Here is a 24,696-nt window from a genome sequence, read left to right as displayed (position 1 = left end):
TGGGCGATACAAAATAAAATGAAATGAGTTATAACTTAGCTTAGCATTATTTACGCCAGTTTTGCGTCACAGTCACATTTGTCTGCATTTTTGACTGGTCATTGAGGAAAAAAAGGCATAGCATTTGCAGCTGTTTTAGGTTTAAAAGTCACGGAATGGCTTGGTTAGGGAATTTCATTGAAAGCTGTCATCTACTTCATCGCTACACTCTTCGCCTTATGTTCAAGTTTCACTCAAGCGGCATTGCTCAATATTGTTCCTGAAACAGTTGAAGCTCAAGCTTGGACAGTTTTTGACAGCCAATCGGGGCAAGTCATTGCAGAGCATAATAGTCATGTTCAACGTGCACCCGCTTCGCTCACCAAAATGATGGTGGCGTATATTGCACTCAAAGAAATCAATGCAGGGAAGCTCAATAAGAGCGAAATTCTTACCGCAACACCTGTGGTCAGTACTGTGATGTGGGATGAGTCCCAAATGTACTTAAAACAAGGCGAACAGATTTCTGTGGATCAGCTTTTAGCGGGTTTAGTGGTCATGTCTGCCAACGACGCAGCGGTGACTTTAGCGGAACGCATCTCAGGTGATATTCCAAACTTTGTTGCACGAATGAACCAAGAAGCCAAAGCACTGGGAATGACTGAAACTCATTTTCAAAACCCTGCGGGTATCACCATGCCAGAGCACTATTCGACCGCACATGATTTAGCGCTCTTAGGCCAAGCTTTGGTGAATGAAACGCCAGACTATTTATACTATTCAAAACAGCAAAGTTTTAGCTATAACCAACGCTTTCACCGTGCAACCAATATTCTGTTAAAACAAGACCCGACAGTAGACGGCTTAAAAACAGGTTATACCAAAGCAGCGGGATACAATTTAGCGCTGACAGCAAACCGCCCGACTATGAACCCAGATAATCCAAACCGTCGTTTGGTGGTGATTGTATTGGGTACAGAAAGTGCAGCAAAACGCGCTGAAGTTGCACACAATCTCATGAATTTGTCTTATACCTATACTCGCAATGAAGTTGCACTGAAAGATAAGCAAATTATCGCTGAACTGCCTGTAGTCAAATCGACATTGAAAATGTTCAAAGTGGAAAGTAAGCAACCGAAAATTGTGACCACATCATTGTACGAGCAACCCTATGCCATTGACTTACATGCCTTTGACCAGACCAACCAACGCATTATGCTCAATACAGGCAATGGTACTATTCAACGCATTGATCCATTAGAGTCCACAAAAACGCATTTCAATATTGAAGTGTTGCAAAACAAGCTGACCGCTCCGCTGGCTGAAGTGATGCAACTGGCGAAAGTGCAGGTCTATCAAAACAATCAGCTCATTCAAACGTTTACCATTGAAGAAGATGTACAAATTGAAGAAGCCAATATTTTCCAACGACTAATGTTTTGGTTCAAAAGCTTGTTTCCATTTTTATCAAGCGATGAACCTAAAGCAAAAACCTATACACTCGGTTAAGTTCGAGCAGTATCCCGAGTTTTATACTTTATGTAACTTGTAAGACAATCTAATTATCAATAAATCAAGAAGATGGCATATTCAATGTCATCTTCTTTTTTTAATAATAAATAGGTTGCTTCATATGGCTGTACAAACAGAACAAGTGCCACACCATATTGTTATTATTGGCGGTGGTGCTGGTGGTCTAGAGTTAGCAACGCAACTCGGTGACAGCTTCGCAAAATCCAAGTGGGTGAAAATCACCCTCGTCGATCAAAACCTCACTCACATCTGGAAACCCTTACTCCACGAAATTGCGGCAGGTACACTTAATCCAAGTGTTGAAGAAATTAATTATTTTGCACATGCGTCTAAACATCACTATGAGTTTGTTTTAGGTCGTTTTGTCGGCTTAGACCAAGAACATAAACAAGTAAAACTTGAAGCACGCCAATATGCCAAACAAAGCACTGAAACCACACAGTTTGAACTCAACTATGACACCTTAGTCCTAGCCGTCGGTTCGACCTCTAACGACTTTGCGACCGAAGGCGCTAAACATTACTGCCATTTCCTCGACAGTCGCCAGCAAGCTGAAATTTTCCAGCAAGACCTTCTACATTTGTATTTAGATGCACAAAACCGCCCTGAAACACGCGCACTAAATATTGCGATTATTGGTGCAGGTGCCACAGGAGTCGAGCTTGCAGCCGAATTGGTCCATGCGAAAAGTACTTTTTTTAAATACGGTCTCAATAAAATTGACCCAAATAAAGTCAAAGTGACCTTGATTGAGGCAGCGGATCGTATTCTTCCCGCCCTATCCACCAAAATGGCAACACACACACATACTCAATTGGAAAAGCTTGGCGTTGAAGTCCTCACCCATCACCGTGTTGCCAAGTTAGATAAAGACCATGTCTATTTTGCCAATGGCTCACAAATCGATGCCGATCTTAAAGTTTGGGCAGCGGGCATCAAAGCGCCTTTCGTTTTAAATGCGCTTGAAGGTTTTGAAAAAGATGCGATTGGCCGCCTTAAAGTCTATGCGACTTTGCAAACCCGTTCCGACCCCAACATTTTTGCCTTTGGCGATTGCGCCCACTGCCAGCCCGCGGCCGATGAACCAGTCCTTGGCCCACGCGCTCAAGTGGCCAGCCAACAAGCGGCCTTTTTGGTTCGTGCGCTCAAAGCGCGCATTCGTGATCAGTCTTTGCCGATGTTTAAATTTTCTGACAAAGGCTCTTTGGTTTCCCTCAGTCAATATAAAGCTGTCGGCGAGCTACTGGGCCAAGTCAATGTGCAAGGCGTGCTGGCAAAAACCATGTATGTTTCTTTATATCGACTCCATCAGGCCACCTTACATGGCTATACCCAAGCTGGGCTGATGACTGCAAAAGACCTGATGAATAAAAAAGTCGGTCCGAAAATAAAATTGCATTGAAATCTAAAAATGCGTCCCCACTAATAAAAAAACGCCATAAGAACGTGGAAAATGCAGTTTTTTTGCTAAATTTAGTCTACAAAAGCTGCTTTTCACTTTATGATATACCCCTTAAATTCTAAATGAATGGACGAAAAACATGACTGCTATCGCAAATGATCACGTGGTTTCTTTCAACTACAAATTGACTAACGCTGAAGGCGAAACGCTAGACCAATCACAAGGTGAACCACTTGCATATTTGCACGGCGCAGGTAACATCATCCCAGGTTTAGAAAATGCATTGCTAGGCAAAACTGTAGGTGAAAAATTCACTGTTACTGTTCCTGCTGCTGAAGGTTATGGCGAATACAACCCTGAACTCGTTCAAGAAGTTCCAGCGCAAATGTTCCAAGGCGTAGACAACATCCAAGCGGGTATGCAGTTCCAAGCTCAAACTGATGATGGCGTTCAAATCGTAACTGTAAAAGCAGTTGAAGGCGAAAACGTAATTGTTGATGCGAACTTCCCACTTGCTGGTCAAGACTTAACTTTCGAAGTTGAAATCGTAGAAATCCGCGATGCAACTGAAGAAGAATTACAGCACGGCCATGCGCACGGTGCTGGTGGTCACCACCACTAAGATTTAACATCTTAGAAAAAAGGGCGAAAGTTAAACTTTCGCCCTTTTTTTATTTTTTGCATACTTGATCATTCGCGACGTATTTGAAAATCTGTAAATCTTTGCTGTTCTGAAGCCAGTTCTATGATGAACACATCCGTGACTACCGCATGAGTTGGCCCGACTTTAGCGCGATTCACCAGTTCGGCAACCATACCATCATCACCCAAAAGCAGTGCTTCAACTGCACCTGAATCCAGATTCTGTACATAACCCTTTAAACCTAAAGCAACAGCATATTGTGCAAACCAGCGTCGATATCCAACACCCTGAACTTTTCCCGATATGGTCAGTTTTACTGCTTTCATACTGTATGCTCTCGGTTCACGACCGTATAAATAGCCTGACTCATTTGCTGTGCTTGTAAACCACGTTCACCTTGCTGAGCCAAAAGATCGCCTGCTTGGGCATGTAAAGTCACAATTTGATGTAACGCAATGTCATCTTGCAACTGTGCTTTCAAACTGGCAATCATGCCTGCCAATACATCACCCATTCCACCTGTCCCCATCCCTGGATTACCTGCGGTACAAATCCAAAGTTGCGTATCTAAAATCAAGCTTCCCGAACCTTTCAGCACCCATTGTCCTGCATATTTTTCTTGTAAAGCATAAATAGCTGCAATACGGTCAGACTCCACCGCTGAGGTACTGATACCGAGTAAAGTCGCAGCCTCCCCAGGATGCGGTGTTGCGTACACCTGTTTACCAAGCTTTACTGGCTTCTCAGCCAAAAACCATAAAGCATCTGCATCTAATACCAACTGCAAAGCACTGGTTTGAATGAGTGGAAACCATGCATCAAACTGCTGCTGAGCCCACGAGTCTCTTCCCAAGCCCATACCAAAACTGACTGCATCCACATGTGCCACCAACGCTGCACGCTCTTGGAGCGACATTTGGTTAATATCACGCAGCATAATATTCGGTGCACGGGCTAAAATTGCAGTATGGTGTTTTGCATCACATACCACGGTCACCTTGCCTGCACCCGTATGAAAGGCTGCTTCTGCGGCTAACATCACCGCACCACCCATCTGTGCATGCCCCCCAATCACCAGTACATGCCCATAACTTCCTTTATGTCCAAAGGCTTGACGCGGTACAAGCTGCACATGCTGTGGAGCAAGTGAAGCCAAAGGTTTTAAAGCACTGTCTACAGGAAGTAGCGAAATAAGCGTGACCTCTCCTGAAAATGCTTTACCCTGTCCAGTAAATAAACCTACCTTTAGGCCGAGAGCCGTAAAAGTATAATCGGCGATAACTGCACAAGGTAAAGCTTGGCCCGTGTTGGCCTGTAAACCACTTGGAATATCAACGGCAATTTTTAAGCCTGTTTGTCTATTGATCTGTCGAATGACCGCTTGCCAGTCTGAACTGAGTTCACGGTTTAACCCAATGCCAAACAAAGCATCAATATAGGCATCATATGAATGTTGAAAAGTAAAACCGGTATGAATCATTATCCCCTGTTGCACAGCTGCTGCATGTGCTTGTTGCAGTGAAGTAGACTCTCCCAAAGCAGCTGCATAAATTTCAACGTCATAACCTTGCACTGCTAGATACGATGCAATCAAGTAACCATCACCTGCATTGTTGCCTTGACCACAACACACCGCAACGCTTTTGACTTTCTGCTGTTTAAGCCTAGGCAGCATCTGTTCAGTTGTTGACCATGCGACTTGTTGCATCAACCCATAAGCACTATTTTGCTGTGCGAACCAACGCCCTTCCCATGCTTGAATCTCGCTGCTGTGGTACACTTGCTGATGCATGATTTTTCCTTTGTTCTTGGTTATGACAACATCCACATCTTCCTCAAAAATCCCTGTAGATCAATATGATCCAGAGCAGCTTAAGGCTTGGATTAAAGCTGAAGCACTGGCTTTAGGATTTTCTGATTGTGTCATCGCCAAACCAGATGCTCAAGTTGAATTGCCGCGTTTTAAAAAATATTTAGAGCTTGGTTATCATGGTGACATGCATTTTCTTGCTGAAAACTTAGAAAAACGCGCAGATCCAACACTGCTTGTTCCGGGCACCAAAAGCATTATTTGTGTGCGTATGGATTATTTAGTTGCCGTTCCTGAACCACGTCTTGTGCCTTTTGCACCAAATAGCGCCATCATTGCGCGTTATGCACGCGGACGTGACTATCACAAAGTCATGCGTGGGCGTTTAAAGACCCTTTCTCAGAAAATCAAAGCCAAAGTTGGTGATTTTGAATCTCGCCCATTTGCAGACTCAGCACCCATTTTTGAAAAATCATTGGCTGAAAATGCAGGGATGGGATGGGTCGGTAAACACACCTTACTCATTCATAAAACATCAGGCTCATTTTTTGTTTTGGGTGAGCTCTTTACCTCTTTAGAGCTACCTTTTGACCAAGCCACCACCAAACACTGTGGTTCATGTAGCGCTTGTATTGATATTTGCCCGACCCAAGCCATTGTTGAGCCTTATTTATTAGATGCGCGTAAATGCATTGCCTATTTAACTATTGAGTTTCAAGGCATTATTCCTGAAGAACTACGCCGCGGTATTGGTAACCGTGTGTTTGGTTGCGATGACTGCCAGCTCATTTGCCCGTGGAATAGCTTTGCCAAAACCACACCAATTGATGATTTTAACCCACGTCATGGTTTGGATGACATTCAACTAATTGACCTTTGGCAATGGGATGAAAACACCTTTATGGCAAATACAGAAGGGAGTCCCCTACGTCGTACAGGCTACCAAAGCTTTATGCGTAACGTCGCGATTGGTCTAGGTAATGCACCTTTCTCAGATGAAATATTGCAGCAATTACAAGCTTCTCGCCTAGAGCTTAACGATATTGTGCAAGTCCATATTGACTGGGCCATCCAAGAGCAACTGATGAAACGGCACTAAAACTTGCTTCAAACAGACTCAATCAATAAAAGTTCAATCAAACAGCCATTTGCTTGCATAATTTTATTTATTTTATCTATTTAGCTGCATTTTCAGTGTAACTCAAAATCCAAATAAATAGAATTTTGCGGCCAAATTTCTGAAAAAACGCTCAACTTTGCAACTATTTTTACAATCTCATAAAAAGATAAAATTAAAAACATAATCGGGAGATACTATTAAAACTGAGCAATAATGCCTTTTAAGTTGGCACGTTAAATGTATGATGTATACAAGTTAGAATTAAAAATGGATCGCCATTATGAACCTACGCAATGATTGGACGCGTGAAGAAATCGAAGCTTTGTATGATCAGCCTTTTCTTGATCTCGTCTTTCAAGCGCAGACCGTACATCGCCAACATTTCCAAGCCAACACCATTCAAGTCAGTACTTTATTGTCGATTAAAACAGGAAAATGTCCTGAAGACTGTAAGTACTGTTCTCAGTCAGCACGTTATGACTCAAAACTTGAAGCCGAAAAGCGAATTGCTGTAGACAAAGTGATTTCAGAAGCCAAAGAAGCTTTAGCCTCAGGCTCATCTCGTTTTTGTATGGGCGCAGCTTGGCGTAATCCACATGAACGTGACATGCCTTATGTATTAGAAATGGTTAAAGAGGTAAAAGCACTTGGTTTAGAGACTTGCATGACTTTAGGGATGCTGAATGAGTCTCAAGCTGGACGTTTAAAAGATGCAGGTTTAGATTATTACAACCATAACCTCGACACGTCACGCGAGTATTATTCACATATTATTAGTACACGTACCTTTGATGACCGTTTAAATACCTTAGAATATGTCCGTCAAGCAGGCATGAAAGTGTGTAGCGGTGGTATTGTTGGTCTAGGTGAAAAGAAAGAAGACCGTATTGGTTTATTGCAAGAGCTTGCAACAATGCCAATTCACCCAGAATCTGTGCCAATCAACATGTTGGTTCCAATTGAAGGCACGCCACTGGCAGATGTTGAAAAACTCGATGTGACGGAATGGATTCGTACCATTGCTGTTGCGCGCATTATCATGCCGCACAGCTATATCCGCCTATCTGCGGGTCGTGAAGCACTTTCTGACTCAGACCAAGCACTTGCATTTATGGCGGGTGCAAACTCATTGTTCTCGGGTGAGAAACTACTGACCACACCAAATGCAGGTGAAGGTAAAGACCGTCAACTGTTCACCAAATTAGGTTTAGTGGCAGAAAAGCCAAAACCAACGGTGGCAGACCTTAGCCTAGATGCCATGGCAAGCTAATTCCCAAGATTTGCTAAGCACAAAAAAGCCCCTTATTCAGTATGGGGCTTTTTTAATGTCTATCTATTTAACCTTCAGGCGACTGAGCAAAATTATGCGCAGTAATTAAAATGCCATAACTGGCATTCAGATAATCGCCTTGGAATATCTCATCTTCACCATTGGCATGGCGTACCGTTAAGGTTTGGCGAATCGCGTCATAGTGAAAAGAATCAAAACACTCTTGATGCTGACACAGCCAGCTTAAGGTATCACTCAGATTATCATCGACAATATAAGTCTGTGCTTGAAAATTTTTAGTCATTATCTGTATACGCTAAACACTGTTATTCGGCTATTGTAAGCCGTTCTGCGTCAATTCAGTCGAACTAAGCCATAAAAAAATACAGGCATTAAAAAGTGAGCCTACGCTCACTTCTCCTTAAGATGATTAGTCGGTTTTAGAATCACCGCACTTTCGGCATTCCATATGCTCCCCTATTTCAGTCATTTGTTCATATTCATAAACGTGGATGCAAAATAATTTTTTAAACAACTGAAGCATTTTTAACTCCTGTAAATGATTTTTTAAAAATTCGCTTCTTAAAATAGGTATATCTTCCTGAAATACCCACAACTCATATCTCATGAGCTATACACAGTTTTAAACATACTTTTTATAAATTTCAAGTGCCTTTTGTCGAATAACAGCATAAAGTGATAAATGGTCATTTACTTTTTTAAATGATGCTTTTCATTTACTTGTGGTTCTACATTACATCGCTTTTAAAAATGCGGCTGAGATTGAAAGAATGCTTGATTTAAATTTGGATCAAGCTAGGATAAAAATACAATCAATGCTCAAAACAGATGTTTCGAGCAACCAATAAAGAATTTGATAAAAAAGCAACGATAAGGATATTTATACATGCTTGGACGTATGATGTTTCAACCGCTATTAATTAGCAATCTTATTGATCACGCAGAACGCTACCATGCGGATACAGCCATTATTTCTAAAAATACAGACGGCAGTATCACTGAAACCAACTGGGCCAAAGTCGCAGCCAACTCTAAGCGATTTGCCAATGTACTCAAAGATTTAGGACTTTCGCAAAGTGACCGCGTGGCGACCATCGCATGGAACAATCATCGTCACCTAGAATCTTGGTATGCGATCTCTGGCAGTGGTTATATTTGCCACACTATCAACCCACGTTTATTTCCAGAACAACTGATTTTTATTATCAATGATGCCCAAGACCGTGTGGTGTTATTTGATAAAACCTTTGCGCCACTCATTGCTGCGGTAAAAGCACATTTACCCCATGTAGAGCACTTTATTTGTTTAGATGCCGCAGATGATGCTATTGCAGAAAAAATTGCCGATGTAAAATTTTATGATGACTTGGTCAGCAAACAGTCTGAACAGTTCACATGGCCAAGCTTTGATGAGCAAACCGCAAGCTCTTTGTGCTATACCTCAGGCACAACTGGAAATCCAAAAGGTGTGCTATATAGCCACCGCTCCACCATTTTGCATAGTTTTGCCATCAGCCTACCCGATTCTCTCAATCTGTCTGCAAATGACATTATGTTGCCTGTAGTGCCCATGTTCCATGTCAATGCTTGGGGTACGCCTTATGCAGCGGCTATGGTCGGTTGTACCGTTGTATTGCCTGGGCCAGGCTTAGATGGGCCAAGTTTAGTGAATATGATTGATACGTATAAAGTCACTGTGGCTTTGGGTGTACCCACCATTTGGCAAGGTTTACTGGCAGCAGCCAAACAAACAGACAGCCAACTGGCAAGTATGAACCGTAACGTTGTCGGGGGTTCTGCATGTCCACCATCCATGTTAGCGGCCTTTAAAAATGACTATAACTGTGACACCATTCATGCATGGGGCATGACCGAAACCAGTCCACTCGGTTCTGCCAGCCAACTTAAAGCCAAACATCAACAGCTCTCTGAACAAGAGCGTTTCAAGTTACGTCTTTCTCAAGGCCGTCCGCCTTTTGGCGTGGATTTACGTCTTACCGATGAAGAAAAAGGCAACCATGAAATTGCCCGCGATGGTGAACAGATTGGAAATCTACAAATTAAAGGGCACTGGATTATTGACAGTTACTTTGGTAAAGATGAATCCGCCCTCACGACCGATGGCTGGTTTGACACAGGTGATATTGCAACCTTAGATGAAGACGGCTTCTTATGCATCAGTGACCGCTCTAAAGATTTAATTAAGTCTGGCGGCGAATGGATTTCATCGGTTGAACTTGAAAACCTTGCGATGGGGCATTCAGACATTCTTATGGCAGCCGTTATTGCGGCCGAACATCCAAAATGGGATGAGCGTCCTATTGTCATCGCTGTAAAGAAACCCGATAGCACGGTCACTGAACAAGGTGTCTTAGACTACTATACGGACAAAATTGCGAAATGGCAGATCCCTGACCGTGTGATTTTTGTCGACAGTATTCCACTGAGCGGTACGGGTAAAATGCTAAAACGTGAACTCCGCGCCCAATATGGCCAAGTACTATTAGAACAAAATCCTGTTTAACGTTGTTGAACATAAAAGCCTGATCTTATGGTCAGGCTTTTATGTTCGGATAATTTAAATATCATCAATATAATTTATTTGAAAGCACATCCAATAAAGACACTTTAAAGACCTCACCATGCTTTAGATTTGGATAGATTAAAAATTTAGCCTCTACGCCCTGCTGATCGAATATAGATAAAATTTCTCTATTTTTATTGATGCCATTTGCATCAAAATTAGCGCTTTGCTGTGCTCCACTATGTATTAAAAGATCACCTTCCATCAGCCATACATGTTTTTGTGGCTCTTTGACTAATTTTACTGTGCTAATTTTTTGCATCATGCGCTCATCAGCCCAAGAAAGTGATGGACTTGCAGCAAAGAAATGGCTGAAATAACGCCCATCCAGCAAGCTATCAAGCACAAAAAGCCCTCCATAGGAATGCCCCCATAACGCTCTTTTTTGCACATCCAGCTTTACATTCTGCTCAACCCAAGGGGCGATATCCTTCAAAATCACATTTCTAAAATCAGCACTCCCCCCGCTCATCCGCTCTGGATTTCTTGGGTCTTGAGCGGGTTTTCCAGTCAATAAATCTGCTGGAGTATAGTCAAGTGAACGAAAAGCTGTGGCAAATGGCAAATTGGTTTTATAACCAATGGCAACCAATACAGGGGCATCATTTTCATACAAAGACTTAAGTATTTCTTCATTCAGATGGGACATCGCAGCGTTCCCATCCAGCATAAAGACCGATGCATAGGCGTCCTGCGTCTTCTGTACTGTCTTTGGAATACCTAACCAAACGCTATAGATTTTATTTGGATCTGTAGTTGCAAATTCTTTGACTTTAAAGCTGTAATACGCCGAGCCTATTTCTGCAATATTGGCAAGTAAAGGTTTCATTTCAGGTTTCGCATAAATACTTAAGCTGGCACCCAAAATCAATAACGAGCCAAAAATTCGCGAAAACACAGTAGTAAAAATCTTTCTATAAAGATGAGTCATTTTTCGTATATACAGCCATGAGATACCGAAGCTTAACATACAATAATAGTTATCATTATCAATTAAGTAAATCTTAATCATCTCTTTGTCATGACGTACATCTCATCGATTAAATAGACTACATTTTCTTTGACCACACACTCCGAAAGATGATTTTTCCTTTTTATACGGATTCAACAAGTCTAGGAAATACCCTTCCAACTTTTTTATCCATAAAAAAGCCACCGCACTATGAAAGTGCAATGGCTTTATCGACACAATCAAAAGACTTAAAGCTTTTTCCATGTCATGTTGCTCAAACCTTTCGCATTTTTTGCTGTGGCTTGTACCTTCATCTGATCTTTACCAGCATTTAACTGCGCAGTATTGATGTTATACACACGGCCATCTTGAGGATTCAGCCATTGGCCTTTTGCGAATTTTTGACCTGTTGCATCACCCATTAAGCCATTCAGCACTTGCATACCAAAAATCGGTTTATCCTTGAGTCCACCCTGACACTTACTGCACACATCACTCACAGGCGCTCCAGCCAAAGGATAGTACTTGGTCACTACTGCGCTATATTGTGATGTTTTAGAATTCTTACGAATCACAATATCTGAAATATAATACCCGGTCCGATCATCAATCACTTTCCATGTTCCAATAAGCGGGTCAAATGGCATGGCGAAAGCAGAATGAGACAACCCCAAAAACAGTGCTGATACACACAAAAACTTATGTTTCATAAAGTAAATTACAATATAAATGAAGAAATAAACGGTCGCGATTATAGCAATTCTATTCTTTTAATTATCTATTATTTCATTAAAATTAAATATTTATCTGAATTAACCCGTGAGAAAAATCAACAAAAAAATTGCATATAAAAAAAGCCTCCGAAAAGGCTTTTTTTATAATGTATCAGAGCTTCATATTAAGCCGCTGAACGCTCCTCAATCGGCACCACTTTACGTAGCTCAGGCCCAGTATAGTCCGCACTTGGGCGAATAATACGGTTGTCTGCACGTTGTTCCATCACATGCGCTGCCCAACCTGTCACACGGCTCATCACGAAGATGGGTGTGAAGAGTTTGGTCGCAATATCCATGAAGTGGTATGCCGATGCATGGAAGAAGTCTGCATTACAGAATAATTTCTTCTCACGCCACATCACTTCTTCACAACGGACTGAAACTGGGTACAGGACCGTGTCACCGACATCTTTCGCTAAGCGCTCTGACCAAATTTTAATGATGCCATTACGTGGGTCATTGTCTTTATAAATCGCATGACCAAAGCCCATGATCTTTTCTTTACGTTCCAATTTGCCCAGCATTTCTCGCTCAGCTTCTTCAGGGGACGTCCAGTTTTCAATCATTTCCATTGCTGCTTCGTTTGCTCCACCATGTAATGGACCACGTAGTGAGCCAATTGCACCGGTGATGCATGAATGCATATCGGATAAGGTTGATGCGCATACACGTGCTGTGAATGTTGATGCGTTGAATTCATGCTCTGCATAGAGGATCAGTGAGACATTCATCACTTGTTCATGTAGTTCATTTGGCTTTTCACCACGCAGCAGGTGTAGGAATTGAGCACCTATTGAATCGTCATCGGTATTTTCTTCAATGCGTACGCCATCATGGCTAAAGCGGTACCAGTAGCAAATGATCGCTGGAAGGGTTGCGAGAATGCGGTCTGCAACATCTTGTTGTTCTGCAAAAGATTGTTCTGTTTCTAGGTTGCCCAGCATCGATACACCCGTGCGCATCACATCCATTGGGTGTGAGTCTGCTGGTATACGCTCAAGGACTTCTTTGAGTGCTTGTGGCAGTTGGCGCAATGATTTGAGTTTAGCCTTGTAAGCGGTGAGCTGTGCTGCTGTGGGTAGTTCACCAAAGAAGATCAGGTGAGCGACTTCTTCAAACTGGCAATTTTCTGCTAAGTCTTGAACATCATAACCGCGATAGGTGAGACCTGCTCCGCTTTTGCCTACGGTTGATAGTGCTGTCTTTCCTGCGACTTGTCCGCGCAATCCTGCGCCTGTGAGGACTTTTCCTTCAGCCATTTTTAATTCTCCTGTTTAAACAGCTTGTCTAATGTGTTTTCAAAGGTGTGATAATCCAGAAATTCGTAGAGTTCTTTGCGCTGTTGCATTTTGTCAAGCACATTAACTTGGGTTCCGTCGTTACGGATGGCATGCATGACTTCAAGTGCTGCCTTTTGCATGGCGCGGGTCGGTGACAGTGGGTACAGCACCATTGAGATGCCTTGTTCTGCCAGTTGTTCTTTGGTGTAGTATGGGGTATCGCCAAACTCGGTGATGTTGGCCAGCACTGGAACACCGACTGCATCACAGACGGTTTTGTACATGGTAATGTCAGTCATTGCTTCGGCAAAGATCGCATCAGCACCGGCTTCTACGCAGGCACAGGCACGGTCAATTACCGCTTGTAGGCCTTCTTTTTGTAGAGCATCGGTACGTGCCATCACCACAAAGTTTGCATCGGTTTTAGCATCGACTGCAGCTTTTACGCGGTCAACCATTTCTTGTTGGGTGACGATTTCTTTGTTTGGGCGGTGGCCGCAACGTTTTTGTGCTACTTGGTCTTCGATGTGCACTGCGGCTGCACCTGCGGCAATCATTTGTTTCACAGTACGGGCAATGTTAAATGCCCCACCCCAACCGGTGTCGATATCGACCAGTAACGGGGTGTCTACACGTTCGGTAATGCGGCGTACATCTTCCAAAACATTATCCAGACTGGTCATGCCTAAGTCAGGCAATCCATAAGAGTAGTTGGCTACACCAGCACCCGAAAGGTAGATGGCCTTGTAGCCCACCTGTTTCGCCATCATTGCTGCATAAGCATTGACTGTACCGATAATTTGTAATGGTTTTTCCACTTCTAGTGCTTGTCTAAATCTTAAGCCTGCAGATTTTTGTTCTGTCATCGTCCTTTCCACGGCATTTACTTTAATTTTCGAGTTTTGAGTATAGCCATAATGACTGAATTGGCTATGACATTTTAGAATGAAAACTCTAAAACTTTAGTCCCATGGTTCACGCTTTTATTGTGTAATTTTCTTCCACGCACTGAGGTTTAGTGGTAAACAGTTAAGCCCCAAAACAACAATGTGTACATATTCTTGCTATGATAGCAACTAGAGATCCACATTTATTAGGCTGTTGTTAGTTATATGCACGACTCAGTTCAACTAGAACCCCTTACACGTGACATACCTCACACAAAACGAGGTCATGAACGCTGTCTTGCATTTTTATTAAGTGCAAACGAGTTGTTTTTGCAACATGGCTACGATGCAGTTTCACTTGATGATATTGTCAATCATGCGGGTGGTTCAAAAGCATCGATTTACAAATATTTTGGAAATAAAGACGGTCTTTTTACAGCCATTTGCGACTACCGACGTGAGCTATTTTTTAAAGACATTTGTATGCCTTTTGATTTTACGAAGGACAATTTGCGCGTTTATTTAATACAAACCATTTTAAATATTCAAACGCATCTTGTACTTCCAGAAAATGCTTCTTTTTTAAGACTCATTATGGAACAAGTACAGCGTAATCCGCAGTTGGCCTTTCATATTCACAAACAAGGACCTAAACATATTGAAGATGCCGTGGCTTGCATTTTAAGCAAAGCAGATGAAATAGGCATTATTCGATGTGAACACCCGAATTATTCTGCGCAGCTTTTTTTTGGCATTGTGCGCGAATTAGAATGGCGCGTGCTGATGAACATCTATGTTGAAGAAAATGAAAAAGAAAATCTAGAATATGTTCATTATTGCGTAGATCGTTTCTTAGCAGGTCATCAAAAAGTCTAGTTTTTTTGCAATTTCCTTTGCATATAGTATATTAATCGACTCTCTTTTTCTTTCCACCAACCAACAACTAATTGTTGTTCTATACCTATTTCGGTTTTCAGCAATTATTGTGGAGTAACAATGGCTCTACGTCACTTTCTTACCTTACGCGATTTATCTACTTTAGAACTGAACCAAGTTGTGCAACGCGGTATCGAACTAAAGCGTAAACAGCACAACAGCGAAGTCTTCCAACCGTTTGTTGGTAAAGTCATGGGGATGATTTTTGAAAAATCGAGCACCCGTACCCGTGTATCGTTCGAAGCAGGCATGAGCCAGTTTGGTGGCAGTGCAATTTTCCTCTCTCCACGAGACACCCAATTGGGTCGTGGTGAGCCGATTGAAGATTCAGCACGCGTGATTTCAAGCATGTTGGATATTGTGATGATCCGTACTTTTGGACATGACATTGTTGAACGTTTTGCTTCTTATTCAAAAGTTCCTGTGATTAATGCTTTAACCGATGATCACCACCCTTGCCAACTACTTGCAGATGTTCAAACTTTTGTTGAACACCGTGGGCCTATTGCAGGCAAAACGGTCGCGTGGATTGGTGATGGCAACAATATGTGTAATTCATATATTGAAGCTGCGCATATGTGGGGCTTTAAGTTAAAAATTGCTGCACCTAAAGGTTATGAACCCAAAGCAGAATTTTTAAGTGAATTTGCGCATTGTGCAGAACTGGTTAACTCAGCTGAAGATGCTGCCGTAAACGCAGATCTTATCGTGACCGATGTATGGGCAAGCATGGGCCAAGAAGAAGAGCAAAAAATTCGTGAAGCTGCGTTTGCAGACTATCAAGTAAATGAACGTCTTATGGATCTTGCTCATCCTGATTGTTTATTTATGCATTGTTTACCAGCGCATCGCGGCGAAGAAATTTCTGAAAAGATGCTCGACCATAAAAATGCCGTGGTTTGGGATGAAGCTGAAAACCGCTTACATGCACAAAAAGCATTGGTTGAGTTTTTAATCAATGAAAATACCAAGAAAGATTAATTAATTTTCCCAACGAAAAGCACCTAAGGGTGCTTTTTTTATACGGGCAAAGCTATAATCAGAACATAATTTTTATAAGCGACACTTTCCATGCATTTCAAAAAAACTGGCCTGTGCCTTGCTACAATCCTAAGCTCTACTTTTTTTCAGGTTCAAGCCTCAGAGTTTGATGACTACTTACAGTCCAAAAAAATTATTGATCAAAATTTTAAAATTAAACAGCCTGAAACTCTGAACGAGATTTTAACTGTATTAACCGCAGAAGACTCACGAACTCTCCCAATTGAAATTGATAACAACACCATCATTGAACAATTTAATCTATATGCAGACCATACCGAGCTTAAAGGCTTGATCATTACCCCTGATTTTGCGCAGTTTGAACAGGATTTGGGTACGAAAGAAGTTCAAAAAGTGATTAAAAAGAATGTTGTGCAAAACTGCAATATTTTCTTCGAGCATCAATATCAACGCCATAATCCCTACATTGTAAAATTACAGCTCAGCTCTGAGAAAAATAGCTACGATTTAGAATTAAAGCAAAAAGATTGTGGTATCAAATAGTACCTTTCTAGCGATTGGTTCTCTACTTTAGCGAACCAATCCTTGCGGTTGTAAGATAATCATGGCCGCACCAATTAATACCACTGCCCCACCCATTATGTCCCAACGGGTCAAATATACTTGATCAACATAACGCAACCATAGCAATGCGGTAAAAATATAAATTCCGCCATAAGCGGCATAAATACGTCCTGACGCAGCCGGATGTAAAGTCAACAACCACACAAAAGCACCTAGCGCTAAAGCTGTAGGAATCCACAACCAATGACTTCTTCCCTGATTTAAAATCAAATAAGGGAAATAACAGCCTAATATTTCCATCACAGCGGTTAGCAAAAACAGTACAAATGTACTTAAAACTTTCGTCAATTGAATATCCATGCAACCTACTTTTATTACTTCTAACTGTTAAATACTTTCTTCAATAAAAAACCCGTGCGAACACGGGTTTTAAATTATATAGCGATCTTTAAGCAGGCTCAGCCGTTTGATCTTCGAAAACTTCGAGTTTTAGACCCACCGCTTTACCATTTTCATTCTTCACAGAGACCGCAACATTACCACCATGTTCTGCAAGCTCACCAAATAGAATCATTTCAGCCAGTGGTTTTTTCAAATGCTCTTGGATGAGTCGTTGCATTGGGCGAGCACCCATTAAACGGTCATAGCCATTTTCAGCCATCCACTCACGCGCACTTTGATCCACTTCTAGAATGACTTTTTTCTCATCCAGTTGCGCTTGTAGTTCTGTTAAAAACTTATCTACTACGTTTTCAATTACTGTCGTTGGTAAAGCTTTAAACTGAATCACACTGTCTAAACGGTTACGGAACTCAGGAGAAAACGCTTTTTTCATCGCATCTTGGTTATCATTACTGTTGTCTTGATCCATGAAGCCAATACTCACGCGAGAAATACTTTCCGCGCCAATATTTGTGGTCAATACCAACACCACATTACGGAAGTCTGATTTACGACCATTGTTATCGGTCAATGAACCATGATCCATGATTTGTAGCAATAAGTTGAACACGTCTGGATGCGCTTTTTCAATCTCATCTAGCAATAATACACAGTGCGGACTTTTATGAATCGCATCGGTCAATAGACCGCCTTGATCAAAGCCCACATAGCCTGGAGGCGCACCGATCAAACGTGAAACCGCATGGCGTTCCATATACTCTGACATATCGAAACGAACCAACTCAACACCCAGTAATTTCGCAAGCTGTTTGGTGACTTCTGTTTTACCCACCCCAGTTGGTCCTGCAAAAACAAAACTACCCACAGGTTTATCTGGTGATTTTAAGCCTGCACGCGACAGTTTAATTGCTGAGCCTAAAGCTTCGATCGCTTCATCTTGACCAAAGACCACACGTTTTAAATCACGTTCAAGATTTTCAAGAACGGTCTTATCATCTTTAGATACGGTTTTTGGTGGAATACGCGCAATTTTCGACACGATATCTTCAATATTTTCCACGGTAATCAAGGTGTCATCTTGTTCGGCTTTCAGACGACGTTGTGCCCCTGCTTCATCAATGACATCAATGGCTTTATCCGGCAAAAATCGGTCATTAATGAACTTCGCAGAAAGCTCAACCGCAGAAATTAAAGCTTTGTCATCATATTTAACATGATGGAAATCTTCAAACTTGCTCTTCAAACCGCGTAAAATATCAATCGTTTCTGAAATAGATGGCTCATTGACATCAATTTTTTGGAAACGGCGTGACAATGCATGATCTTTTTCAAAGACTTGGCGGTATTCTTGGAATGTGGTTGAACCGATGCAGCGCAATGAACCATTGGCCAAAGCGGGTTTAATCAAGTTTGACGCATCCATTGTGCTGCCCATACTTGAGCCTGCACCAATAATCATGTGGATTTCGTCAATAAACAAAACTGCTTCTGGTTTCTTTTTCAACGCGTTCAAAAGCTGTTTTAAACGTTTTTCAAAGTCACCACGGTATTTGGTTCCTGCCACCAAAGCGCCAATGTCTAAGCTATACACTTCAGCATTTGCCAATGGTTTAGGCGCTTTACCATTGACAATGAGCCAAGCTAAACCTTCAGCAATCGATGTTTTACCGACACCAGGATCACCCACCAATAACGGGTTGTTTTTGCGGCGACGGCATAGAATTTGTGCTGCGCGCTCAATTTCTTTTTCACGACCAATTAAAGGATCCGTTTTACCCTTTTGTGCCTCAACATTTAAGTTGGTTGTATACAGCTCTAAAGGGCCTGCGTTGCTTGAACTGGTCGATTCCCCGTCAAGATCTTCAATTTCTTCTTCCACTTGCACTTCGTCTTTACGTGTGCCGTGGGCCAAGTATTGTGTCAGTGTTAAACGGTTAATTTGATGACGTTTCAAGAGGTAGACTGCAAAAGAGTCACGTTCAGAGTACATTGCAACTAAAATGTCTGCACCTTCAACTGTACGATCACCACCGCTTGATTGCACATGGAAAATTGCACGTTGTAAAATACGGTCAAAACTTTCAGTTGGATGCGGAGCTTGGTCACTGTTTTCGCCCAGCTTAGGAGTGTGCTGCTCTACATATTCTTCAAGCTCTTTACGAAGCACAATAATATCTGCACCGCAGGCTTTCAATGCATTTACGGCCGAATCATTATCGAGTAAAGCCAATAATAAATGTTCAACGGTTAGGAATTCATGTCTCTTTTGTCGAGCCATACTAACAGCCAAACGTAAGGATACTTCTAATTGACGACTGAGCATGGAACCCCCTTAATCTTTCGGCTCAATCTGACAAAGTAAAGGATGACCTTGAGACCGAGCGTAATTATTGACTTGGTTTGCTTTTGTTTCCGCGATGTCTCTCGGGTAAACGCCTGCAACACCTTTTCCTTCATAATGTACAGTTAGCATTACTTGAGTGGCTTGGTCAAGATTCAAAGCAAAGTATTGTTGTAAAATTTCAATAACAAAGTCCATTGGGGTGTAGTCATCGTTCATTAAAACGACAGCATAGAGTGGCGGACGCTTAAGTTCTGGTGGCGCGGTTTGGACAGCGACATCCCCATTTTCTTCTTCATGCGGTTCATCATTGCTCAAGCGCGGGCTGATATGCCAGTCGACATAGTCAGATTCATGAAAAGACTGCTTGATTTCATTTAAACACGTTGAACGCTTAGAGATACCCATAAACTTACAATTCACAATTATTGTGCATTTGCCTCAGCCTGAGGGATTTCAGAGACAAATGCAGATTGACTTTCTACGGCCTCACCACGTGACCAACTAAAGCGTCGTGTCACTGGGGTGCTACCTGTTAAACGGACTTCGATAAACTGTGGCGTAAAGCCTTTAGGCATCGTCCAACGCCCTGTTAAACGCTCATAGTTTTCAAAGTTAAAGTTTTTGTCTTCTAGAGGTACAACTAAAACCTCTGTACCACGAATGAGTCGAAGCTCAACGGTACCTGAAGCTGCACGTTTAGATGGACTAACTTGAACCAAATCAAGTTGATATTCAAATGCATTTTCAGGCAAAGGTTTAATCGCAATATGCTGCACAGCCAGTGGAATACCGCCGCGTTGACGTAAAACCTCACGGTAAATCACAGCAGTGGTTTCAGATTGCGCTTGTTGATCCAGAGCTTTTTGCAATGACAAATACAGCTCATTTGAATTGGTCACAGCAACGTCACGCTCCTGAACAGCAGCATTATAGTTTTTATTTAATACATCCAGACTGGTCTTTTGCTTTTGTACCACTTCAACCAGTTGCTCAGCATCTGCATCAAAACCTACCACCGTTAAACCCTGACGATGTCCGACGGTATAGCCCAATAGTCCACTTGCAACCATCAATATTGCAGCACCAATTGCCAAAGGCTTATTGGTCTGTAAAAACGGCTTTGCAGGTTCAGGCTGTTGTGACGTCATATTTGTGTCAGTGTTCGGCATCGTCATCTCTTATTTTGATTCAATTCAAAACACACATTTAAATCGAAATCTAAATGTGTGTGAAGTTTTAAAACGTTTTTTATGGTAATAAACCAATTCCGTCTAGGCCCGCTGTTTCAGCAAATCCAAACATTAAGTTCATGTTTTGAACGGCCTGACCTGCTGCACCTTTAACCAAATTGTCTTGTATAGAAATGACCACCAACTTTTTCGGTTGTGGTTTATACAGCGCAATACGTAGTTGATTTGCACCCCGCACAGAACGTGTCTCTGGTGAACTTCCCGCAGGCATCACATCGACAAAAGCTTCATTGGCATAAAACTGTTCATATAAACTTTGCACATCAGCAGCTTCACCCGCATCGGTTAAGTCCACATAAATCGTGCTCAGCATGCCACGAATCATTGGCACCAAATGCGGAACAAACAAAATGTGGTTAAACACCTCTTTTAAGCCTGAAATATTTTCCAACGCTTCCACAATTTCAGGATGATGACGGTGACCTGCAACGCCATAGGCTTTAAAATTATCAGCATTTTCAGAATAGATCATACCAAGGCTGGCTTTACGGCCTGCACCAGACACACCCGATTTTGCATCAATAATAATACTTTCAGGTTTAACTAATGTGTCATTTTGCTTAAATAACGGCGCTAAACCCAGTTGTACTGTCGTTGGATAACAACCAGGGTTACCAATAACATTGGCTTGTTTAATCTGCTCACGGTTTAATTCAGACAAACCATAAACCGAGTCTTTCAACAGTTCAGGGCACGCATGCTGCATACCATACCATTTTTCAAACTGTTCTAAATCTTGTAAACGGAAGTCTGCGGCAAGGTCAATCACTTTAGTATTTGCAGCCACCAACTCTTCGGCATGCTTCATGGCAACGCCATGCGGTGTCGCAAAGAACACCACATCACATTTTTTCAGTTCATCAATATTCAAATCTGAATATTTGAGTTCGGTATGTCCACGTAAGCTTGGGAACATATCATCTACACGGCGACCGTCTTCTGTACGCGATGTTAATACGCTTACTTGCACATTTGGGTGTCGTAGTAAAAGACGCAACAATTCAACGCCTGTATAACCTGTACCGCCGACAATACCAACTGAAATCACGTGTATTACCTCAAACTTAAACTGTCCATTTCGTAACTGCCTAGTATGACAGGAAGTTTCTGCTTTCTAAACTGTTTTACTTGGAATTTATGCGTTTTTAGTGCTATCGACACCTATTAAGGCACATCCAATATACTCTGTGCAGGCTCAAAACCAATCTGATTTCGTCCCGAATGTTTCGCCTGATATAACAATTGATCGGCAGCTTGTATGGCATATTTTAAGTTGGAATGATGTACTGCAGCCAGTCCAAAACTTGCTGTCACGGCAATATTTTTTGAGGATAATCGTGCATCGGCAATACCTAAACGAATACGATTGGCAATGTTATAAGCCAGCGTGGGGTCATCAATTTGCAATAAGACAATGAACTCCTCTCCGCCGAAACGCCCCACCAAATCGTGCGCACGGACATTTTGCCCAATAATTTGACCGACTTGTTGTAAAATTTGATCACCCACCAAATGCCCATAGGTGTCATTAATTTTCTTAAAATGATCAATATCACACATGAGCAAGAAATAAGACTGTTTAGAGAGCTGATGCAACTTTCGTTTAGCCGCTTCGTTAAAGCCACGTCGATTGAATAAATGTGTTAGCGGATCTCTTAGCCGCTCATCATTGAGTTGATGGATAATATCGCGTACCAAGGTTCCGAGCAGCACTATTGCAAACCACATACTTAAGATAATGCTCGCAGCAAGCATCATCAGCCACCAAACTGAATTTGCCAGCATATCTGCTTCGATATTTCTTAAAAAGAGAAAAATAATGATTCCGCGAACAAAGGTATACAGCACAATAAACAAGTAAGAAAAATCGACTATTTTATTGAGCAAATCAATCCCTTGATAATGTTTAAACATTGAAAACAAAACCAAAGACTCAACCAATGCAATTGAAATGTTCAGAATCAGCATTCTGATCCACAGTTGATCATCTACGTAGGAATAATAACTGAGTGAAAGTAAAGCCATCACGACCAAGGCCAGACACCAATATGGACGTGCATTGGCATTCTTTCTTAAGCCCATGGCGTAGGCGCTGGCCCATGCGCCAAACAAATACATACTGCCTAAAATGGGTGCCGACAAAGCCAACTGCTTATTCGACATCAAACTTTGTGCCGCCACAGAAAACGAAGGCACAATATATCCAAGCCCGAGCCACAATAAATATGAGGGAGCCCTAAAAGCAAAATGACATATTAAAAGCAAGCTTCCCATTAAAATCAGGCAAGCTGGAACGATTAATATAAAATAGTGGATATCTGTAAAATTCACATTTGAGGTCTTTGGACTAAAATTGAGGAATGTTTACCTTAGATCATGAAGTTTAGAGCATTTTTTGACTAACGCTCAATCAATCAGAAAAAATTATTTTTAAATTCTGCACGTAAAATTAACTTTAAACGCTTGCCCACCAATGCGGCAATGCGGTTGTTTTTAAGGTTTTTCGATGCTGTTGAAAAGCAGCATCATATTTGGCAACTTCCGCCCAAAAACGTGCACTATGATCAAAATGTTGCGTATGTGCGAGTTCATGCACACAGACATAACGGGTAATGGCTTCAGGAAACAACACTAAAGCACTGTTAAGCATAATGTCGTGTTTGGCACTACAACTCCCCCAACGTGTTTTGGGCTGACGAATTGAACATTGTGCAAATTTTAAACCAGTTTCATGACTAATCTGTTGCAAATAAATAGGCAAGTGCTGTTTGGCATATACAATCACAAAAGATTTTAAATAACTTTCAGGCTGACGGTCACTGATCCAAAGCTGGTGATTATCCTCATCCAAAATATACGCATTTTTTTGTGTTTGATAGCTCACCGTTAAAGCGTTTTGGCGATTAAATAACCGCAACTCTGTGGGAAGGGTTCGATCTATCTGTACCAGACTGGCTTGCTGCTTCTGCCACGTTTCAACCATCCACTGTTCAGATTGATTTAAAAAATCCTGAATTTGCCGTTTACTACAAAACTTAGGCACGGTTAAACGAATTTGAGTCGGTTCAACACGAAGTCGTAACCGGGTCGCACGTGCATGATGGGTGATTTGAATTTCAGGTAGGTCTGCTAAGGTCATTAATATTATTCTTTTATTGAATCATCCTCCCGGCCCTCCTTTTGAAAGGAGGGAGAAAAACATAAGATAAAAATGTTTTTGCTTTTCGCCCCTCTTTTTCAAAGAAGAGCTTAGGGAAGATTTAAAATTAAACCGCGGTACGTTCTTCAATACCGCTGTCTGTTGCAACAACTGCCACATCTGCTTTATTGATTGCAAAAATACCATTACACACCACACCTGGAATGTCGTTAATGGTTTTTTCAAGCTCAAGCGCATTTAAGATATTTAAGTTATAAACGTCTAAAATCACGTTACCGTTATCCGTCACCACGCCTTCACGGTAAGCAGGATCACCACCGAGTGAGACAATTTTACGTGCCACAGCTGAACGAGCCATTGGAATCACTTCAATCGGAAGTGGAAAGTCACGCCCCAATTGATCGACCCACTTAGAGTCATCAACGATACAAACAAATTTTCTCGCAATTGAAGCTACAATTTTCTCGCGAGTAAGTGCAGCCCCACCACCTTTGATCATATGCATATGACGGTCAATTTCGTCTGCCCCATCTACATAGGCATCTAAACCGCCCACAGAGTTCATATCAACCACTTCAATGCCTAATTTCTTTAAACGCTCAGCCGTTGCTTCTGAACTTGCCACAGCCGCTTCAAGCTGAAGTTCTGGTAAAAACTCAATTAAGAAATTCACGGTGCTGCCTGTACCTACCCCTAATATGCCACCTTTAGGTAAGTGCTTTAAGGCAGCTTTTGCAGCAGCTTGCTTTTTTTCATCTTGGGTAGCATACAGACTCATAAT

The 24,696-nt window shown here is 41.8% G+C and carries 24 protein-coding genes; 9 read left to right on the top strand and 15 right to left on the bottom strand.

Features of this window, described 5'->3' with window-relative positions; translation table 11 throughout:
- The first annotated feature begins 177 nt into the window (after positions 1-177).
- From KVY11_RS05790 to slyD, 3 genes are all read left to right on the top strand, one after another.
- A complete protein-coding gene (locus KVY11_RS05790) occupies positions 178-1,488 on the top strand; it encodes a D-alanyl-D-alanine carboxypeptidase PBP6B (protein WP_218288394.1) in 1,311 nt (436 codons plus the stop codon).
- A gap of 124 nt (positions 1,489-1,612) precedes the next feature.
- On the top strand, positions 1,613-2,914 hold the full coding sequence (locus KVY11_RS05785) for an NAD(P)/FAD-dependent oxidoreductase (RefSeq protein WP_218288393.1): 1,302 nt from the start codon (positions 1,613-1,615) through the stop codon (positions 2,912-2,914).
- A 139-nt stretch (positions 2,915-3,053) separates the two neighbouring features.
- Positions 3,054-3,536, top strand: coding sequence for a peptidylprolyl isomerase (gene slyD, locus KVY11_RS05780; protein ID WP_004696728.1), 483 nt, complete (start codon positions 3,054-3,056; stop codon positions 3,534-3,536).
- A gap of 68 nt (positions 3,537-3,604) precedes the next feature.
- Here the strand turns inward: slyD and KVY11_RS05775 are convergent, their stop codons facing one another.
- Together KVY11_RS05775 and KVY11_RS05770 are read right to left on the bottom strand one after the other, a co-directional pair.
- Positions 3,605-3,883, bottom strand: coding sequence for an acylphosphatase (locus KVY11_RS05775; RefSeq protein ID WP_218288392.1), 279 nt, complete (start codon positions 3,881-3,883; stop codon positions 3,605-3,607).
- Positions 3,880-5,349 (bottom strand): NAD(P)H-hydrate dehydratase, encoded by a 1,470-nt coding sequence (locus KVY11_RS05770; protein ID WP_218288391.1) that lies wholly within the window; start codon positions 5,347-5,349, stop codon positions 3,880-3,882. Before KVY11_RS05770 ends, KVY11_RS05775 begins: the two co-directional genes overlap by 4 nt.
- A 22-nt stretch (positions 5,350-5,371) precedes the next feature.
- On the opposite strand from KVY11_RS05770, the gene queG reads away from it, so the two are divergent.
- Entirely contained in the window at positions 5,372-6,466 is a 1,095-nt protein-coding gene (queG, locus tag KVY11_RS05765; protein WP_004696725.1) for a tRNA epoxyqueuosine(34) reductase QueG, read from the top strand.
- 301 nt (positions 6,467-6,767) lie between these two features.
- Positions 6,768-7,757 (top strand): biotin synthase BioB, encoded by a 990-nt coding sequence (bioB, locus tag KVY11_RS05760; protein ID WP_004981788.1) that lies wholly within the window; start codon positions 6,768-6,770, stop codon positions 7,755-7,757.
- 67 nt (positions 7,758-7,824) lie between these two features.
- Here the strand turns inward: bioB and KVY11_RS05755 are convergent, their stop codons facing one another.
- Positions 7,825-8,061 carry a hypothetical protein gene (locus tag KVY11_RS05755; RefSeq protein ID WP_205668114.1) on the bottom strand — a complete coding sequence of 79 codons (237 nt, stop codon included), beginning with the start codon at positions 8,059-8,061 and terminating at the stop codon, positions 7,825-7,827.
- A gap of 603 nt (positions 8,062-8,664) precedes the next feature.
- Between KVY11_RS05755 and KVY11_RS05750 the strand changes: the two genes are divergently transcribed.
- On the top strand, positions 8,665-10,302 hold the full coding sequence (locus tag KVY11_RS05750; RefSeq protein ID WP_218288390.1) for a long-chain-fatty-acid--CoA ligase: 1,638 nt from the start codon (positions 8,665-8,667) through the stop codon (positions 10,300-10,302).
- Between the two features lie 64 nt (positions 10,303-10,366).
- Here the strand turns inward: KVY11_RS05750 and KVY11_RS05745 are convergent, their stop codons facing one another.
- The 4 genes from KVY11_RS05745 to prpB form a co-directional block, all read right to left on the bottom strand.
- Entirely contained in the window at positions 10,367-11,293 is a 927-nt protein-coding gene (locus tag KVY11_RS05745) for an alpha/beta hydrolase-fold protein (RefSeq protein WP_218288507.1), read from the bottom strand.
- 269 nt (positions 11,294-11,562) lie between these two features.
- Entirely contained in the window at positions 11,563-12,024 is a 462-nt protein-coding gene (locus KVY11_RS05740) for a DUF2147 domain-containing protein (protein WP_218288389.1), read from the bottom strand.
- A gap of 188 nt (positions 12,025-12,212) precedes the next feature.
- A complete protein-coding gene (gene prpC / locus KVY11_RS05735) occupies positions 12,213-13,349 on the bottom strand; it encodes a 2-methylcitrate synthase (protein ID WP_218288388.1) in 1,137 nt (378 codons plus the stop codon).
- Between the two features lie 2 nt (positions 13,350-13,351).
- Positions 13,352-14,236 (bottom strand): methylisocitrate lyase, encoded by an 885-nt coding sequence (prpB, locus tag KVY11_RS05730; protein WP_062033198.1) that lies wholly within the window; start codon positions 14,234-14,236, stop codon positions 13,352-13,354.
- Between the two features lie 246 nt (positions 14,237-14,482).
- Here prpB and KVY11_RS05725 point away from each other — a divergent pair, with 246 nt between their 5' ends.
- From KVY11_RS05725 to KVY11_RS05715, 3 genes are all read left to right on the top strand, one after another.
- Complete coding sequence (locus KVY11_RS05725; RefSeq protein WP_178927694.1) at positions 14,483-15,133, top strand: TetR/AcrR family transcriptional regulator; 651 nt, start codon at positions 14,483-14,485, stop codon at positions 15,131-15,133.
- 120 nt (positions 15,134-15,253) lie between these two features.
- On the top strand, positions 15,254-16,174 hold the full coding sequence (argF, locus tag KVY11_RS05720; RefSeq protein ID WP_010326946.1) for an ornithine carbamoyltransferase: 921 nt from the start codon (positions 15,254-15,256) through the stop codon (positions 16,172-16,174).
- A 90-nt stretch (positions 16,175-16,264) separates the two neighbouring features.
- A complete protein-coding gene (locus tag KVY11_RS05715) occupies positions 16,265-16,738 on the top strand; it encodes a hypothetical protein (protein WP_218288387.1) in 474 nt (157 codons plus the stop codon).
- Positions 16,739-16,765: 27 nt separating this feature from the next.
- On the opposite strand, the gene KVY11_RS05710 is transcribed toward KVY11_RS05715, so the two are convergent.
- From KVY11_RS05710 to rpiA, 8 genes are all read right to left on the bottom strand, one after another.
- Entirely contained in the window at positions 16,766-17,119 is a 354-nt protein-coding gene (locus KVY11_RS05710) for a YnfA family protein (RefSeq protein WP_218288386.1), read from the bottom strand.
- An 88-nt stretch (positions 17,120-17,207) separates the two neighbouring features.
- Positions 17,208-19,484 carry an ATP-dependent Clp protease ATP-binding subunit ClpA gene (clpA, locus tag KVY11_RS05705; protein ID WP_218288385.1) on the bottom strand — a complete coding sequence of 759 codons (2,277 nt, stop codon included), beginning with the start codon at positions 19,482-19,484 and terminating at the stop codon, positions 17,208-17,210.
- Between the two features lie 9 nt (positions 19,485-19,493).
- Positions 19,494-19,910, bottom strand: coding sequence for an ATP-dependent Clp protease adapter ClpS (clpS, locus tag KVY11_RS05700; RefSeq protein WP_218288384.1), 417 nt, complete (start codon positions 19,908-19,910; stop codon positions 19,494-19,496).
- 17 nt (positions 19,911-19,927) lie between these two features.
- Positions 19,928-20,674 carry a DUF6776 family protein gene (locus KVY11_RS05695; protein WP_218288383.1) on the bottom strand — a complete coding sequence of 249 codons (747 nt, stop codon included), beginning with the start codon at positions 20,672-20,674 and terminating at the stop codon, positions 19,928-19,930.
- A gap of 79 nt (positions 20,675-20,753) precedes the next feature.
- Complete coding sequence (gene argC, locus KVY11_RS05690; protein WP_218288506.1) at positions 20,754-21,809, bottom strand: N-acetyl-gamma-glutamyl-phosphate reductase; 1,056 nt, start codon at positions 21,807-21,809, stop codon at positions 20,754-20,756.
- A 110-nt stretch (positions 21,810-21,919) separates the two neighbouring features.
- On the bottom strand, positions 21,920-22,951 hold the full coding sequence (locus KVY11_RS05685) for a GGDEF domain-containing protein (RefSeq protein ID WP_371315979.1): 1,032 nt from the start codon (positions 22,949-22,951) through the stop codon (positions 21,920-21,922).
- A 259-nt stretch (positions 22,952-23,210) separates the two neighbouring features.
- Complete coding sequence (locus tag KVY11_RS05680) at positions 23,211-23,894, bottom strand: SprT family zinc-dependent metalloprotease (protein ID WP_218288382.1); 684 nt, start codon at positions 23,892-23,894, stop codon at positions 23,211-23,213.
- Positions 23,895-24,021: 127 nt separating this feature from the next.
- Positions 24,022-24,693 (bottom strand): ribose-5-phosphate isomerase RpiA, encoded by a 672-nt coding sequence (gene rpiA, locus KVY11_RS05675; protein ID WP_218288381.1) that lies wholly within the window; start codon positions 24,691-24,693, stop codon positions 24,022-24,024.
- Between the last annotated feature and the right edge of the window lie 3 nt (positions 24,694-24,696).

The organism is Acinetobacter sp. CWB-G5, from assembly GCF_019209785.1.
GTDB lineage: Bacteria > Pseudomonadota > Gammaproteobacteria > Pseudomonadales > Moraxellaceae > Acinetobacter > Acinetobacter johnsonii.
The sequence above is the reverse complement of the archived record's forward strand: the minus strand, read 5'-3'. Positions and strand labels throughout refer to the sequence as shown.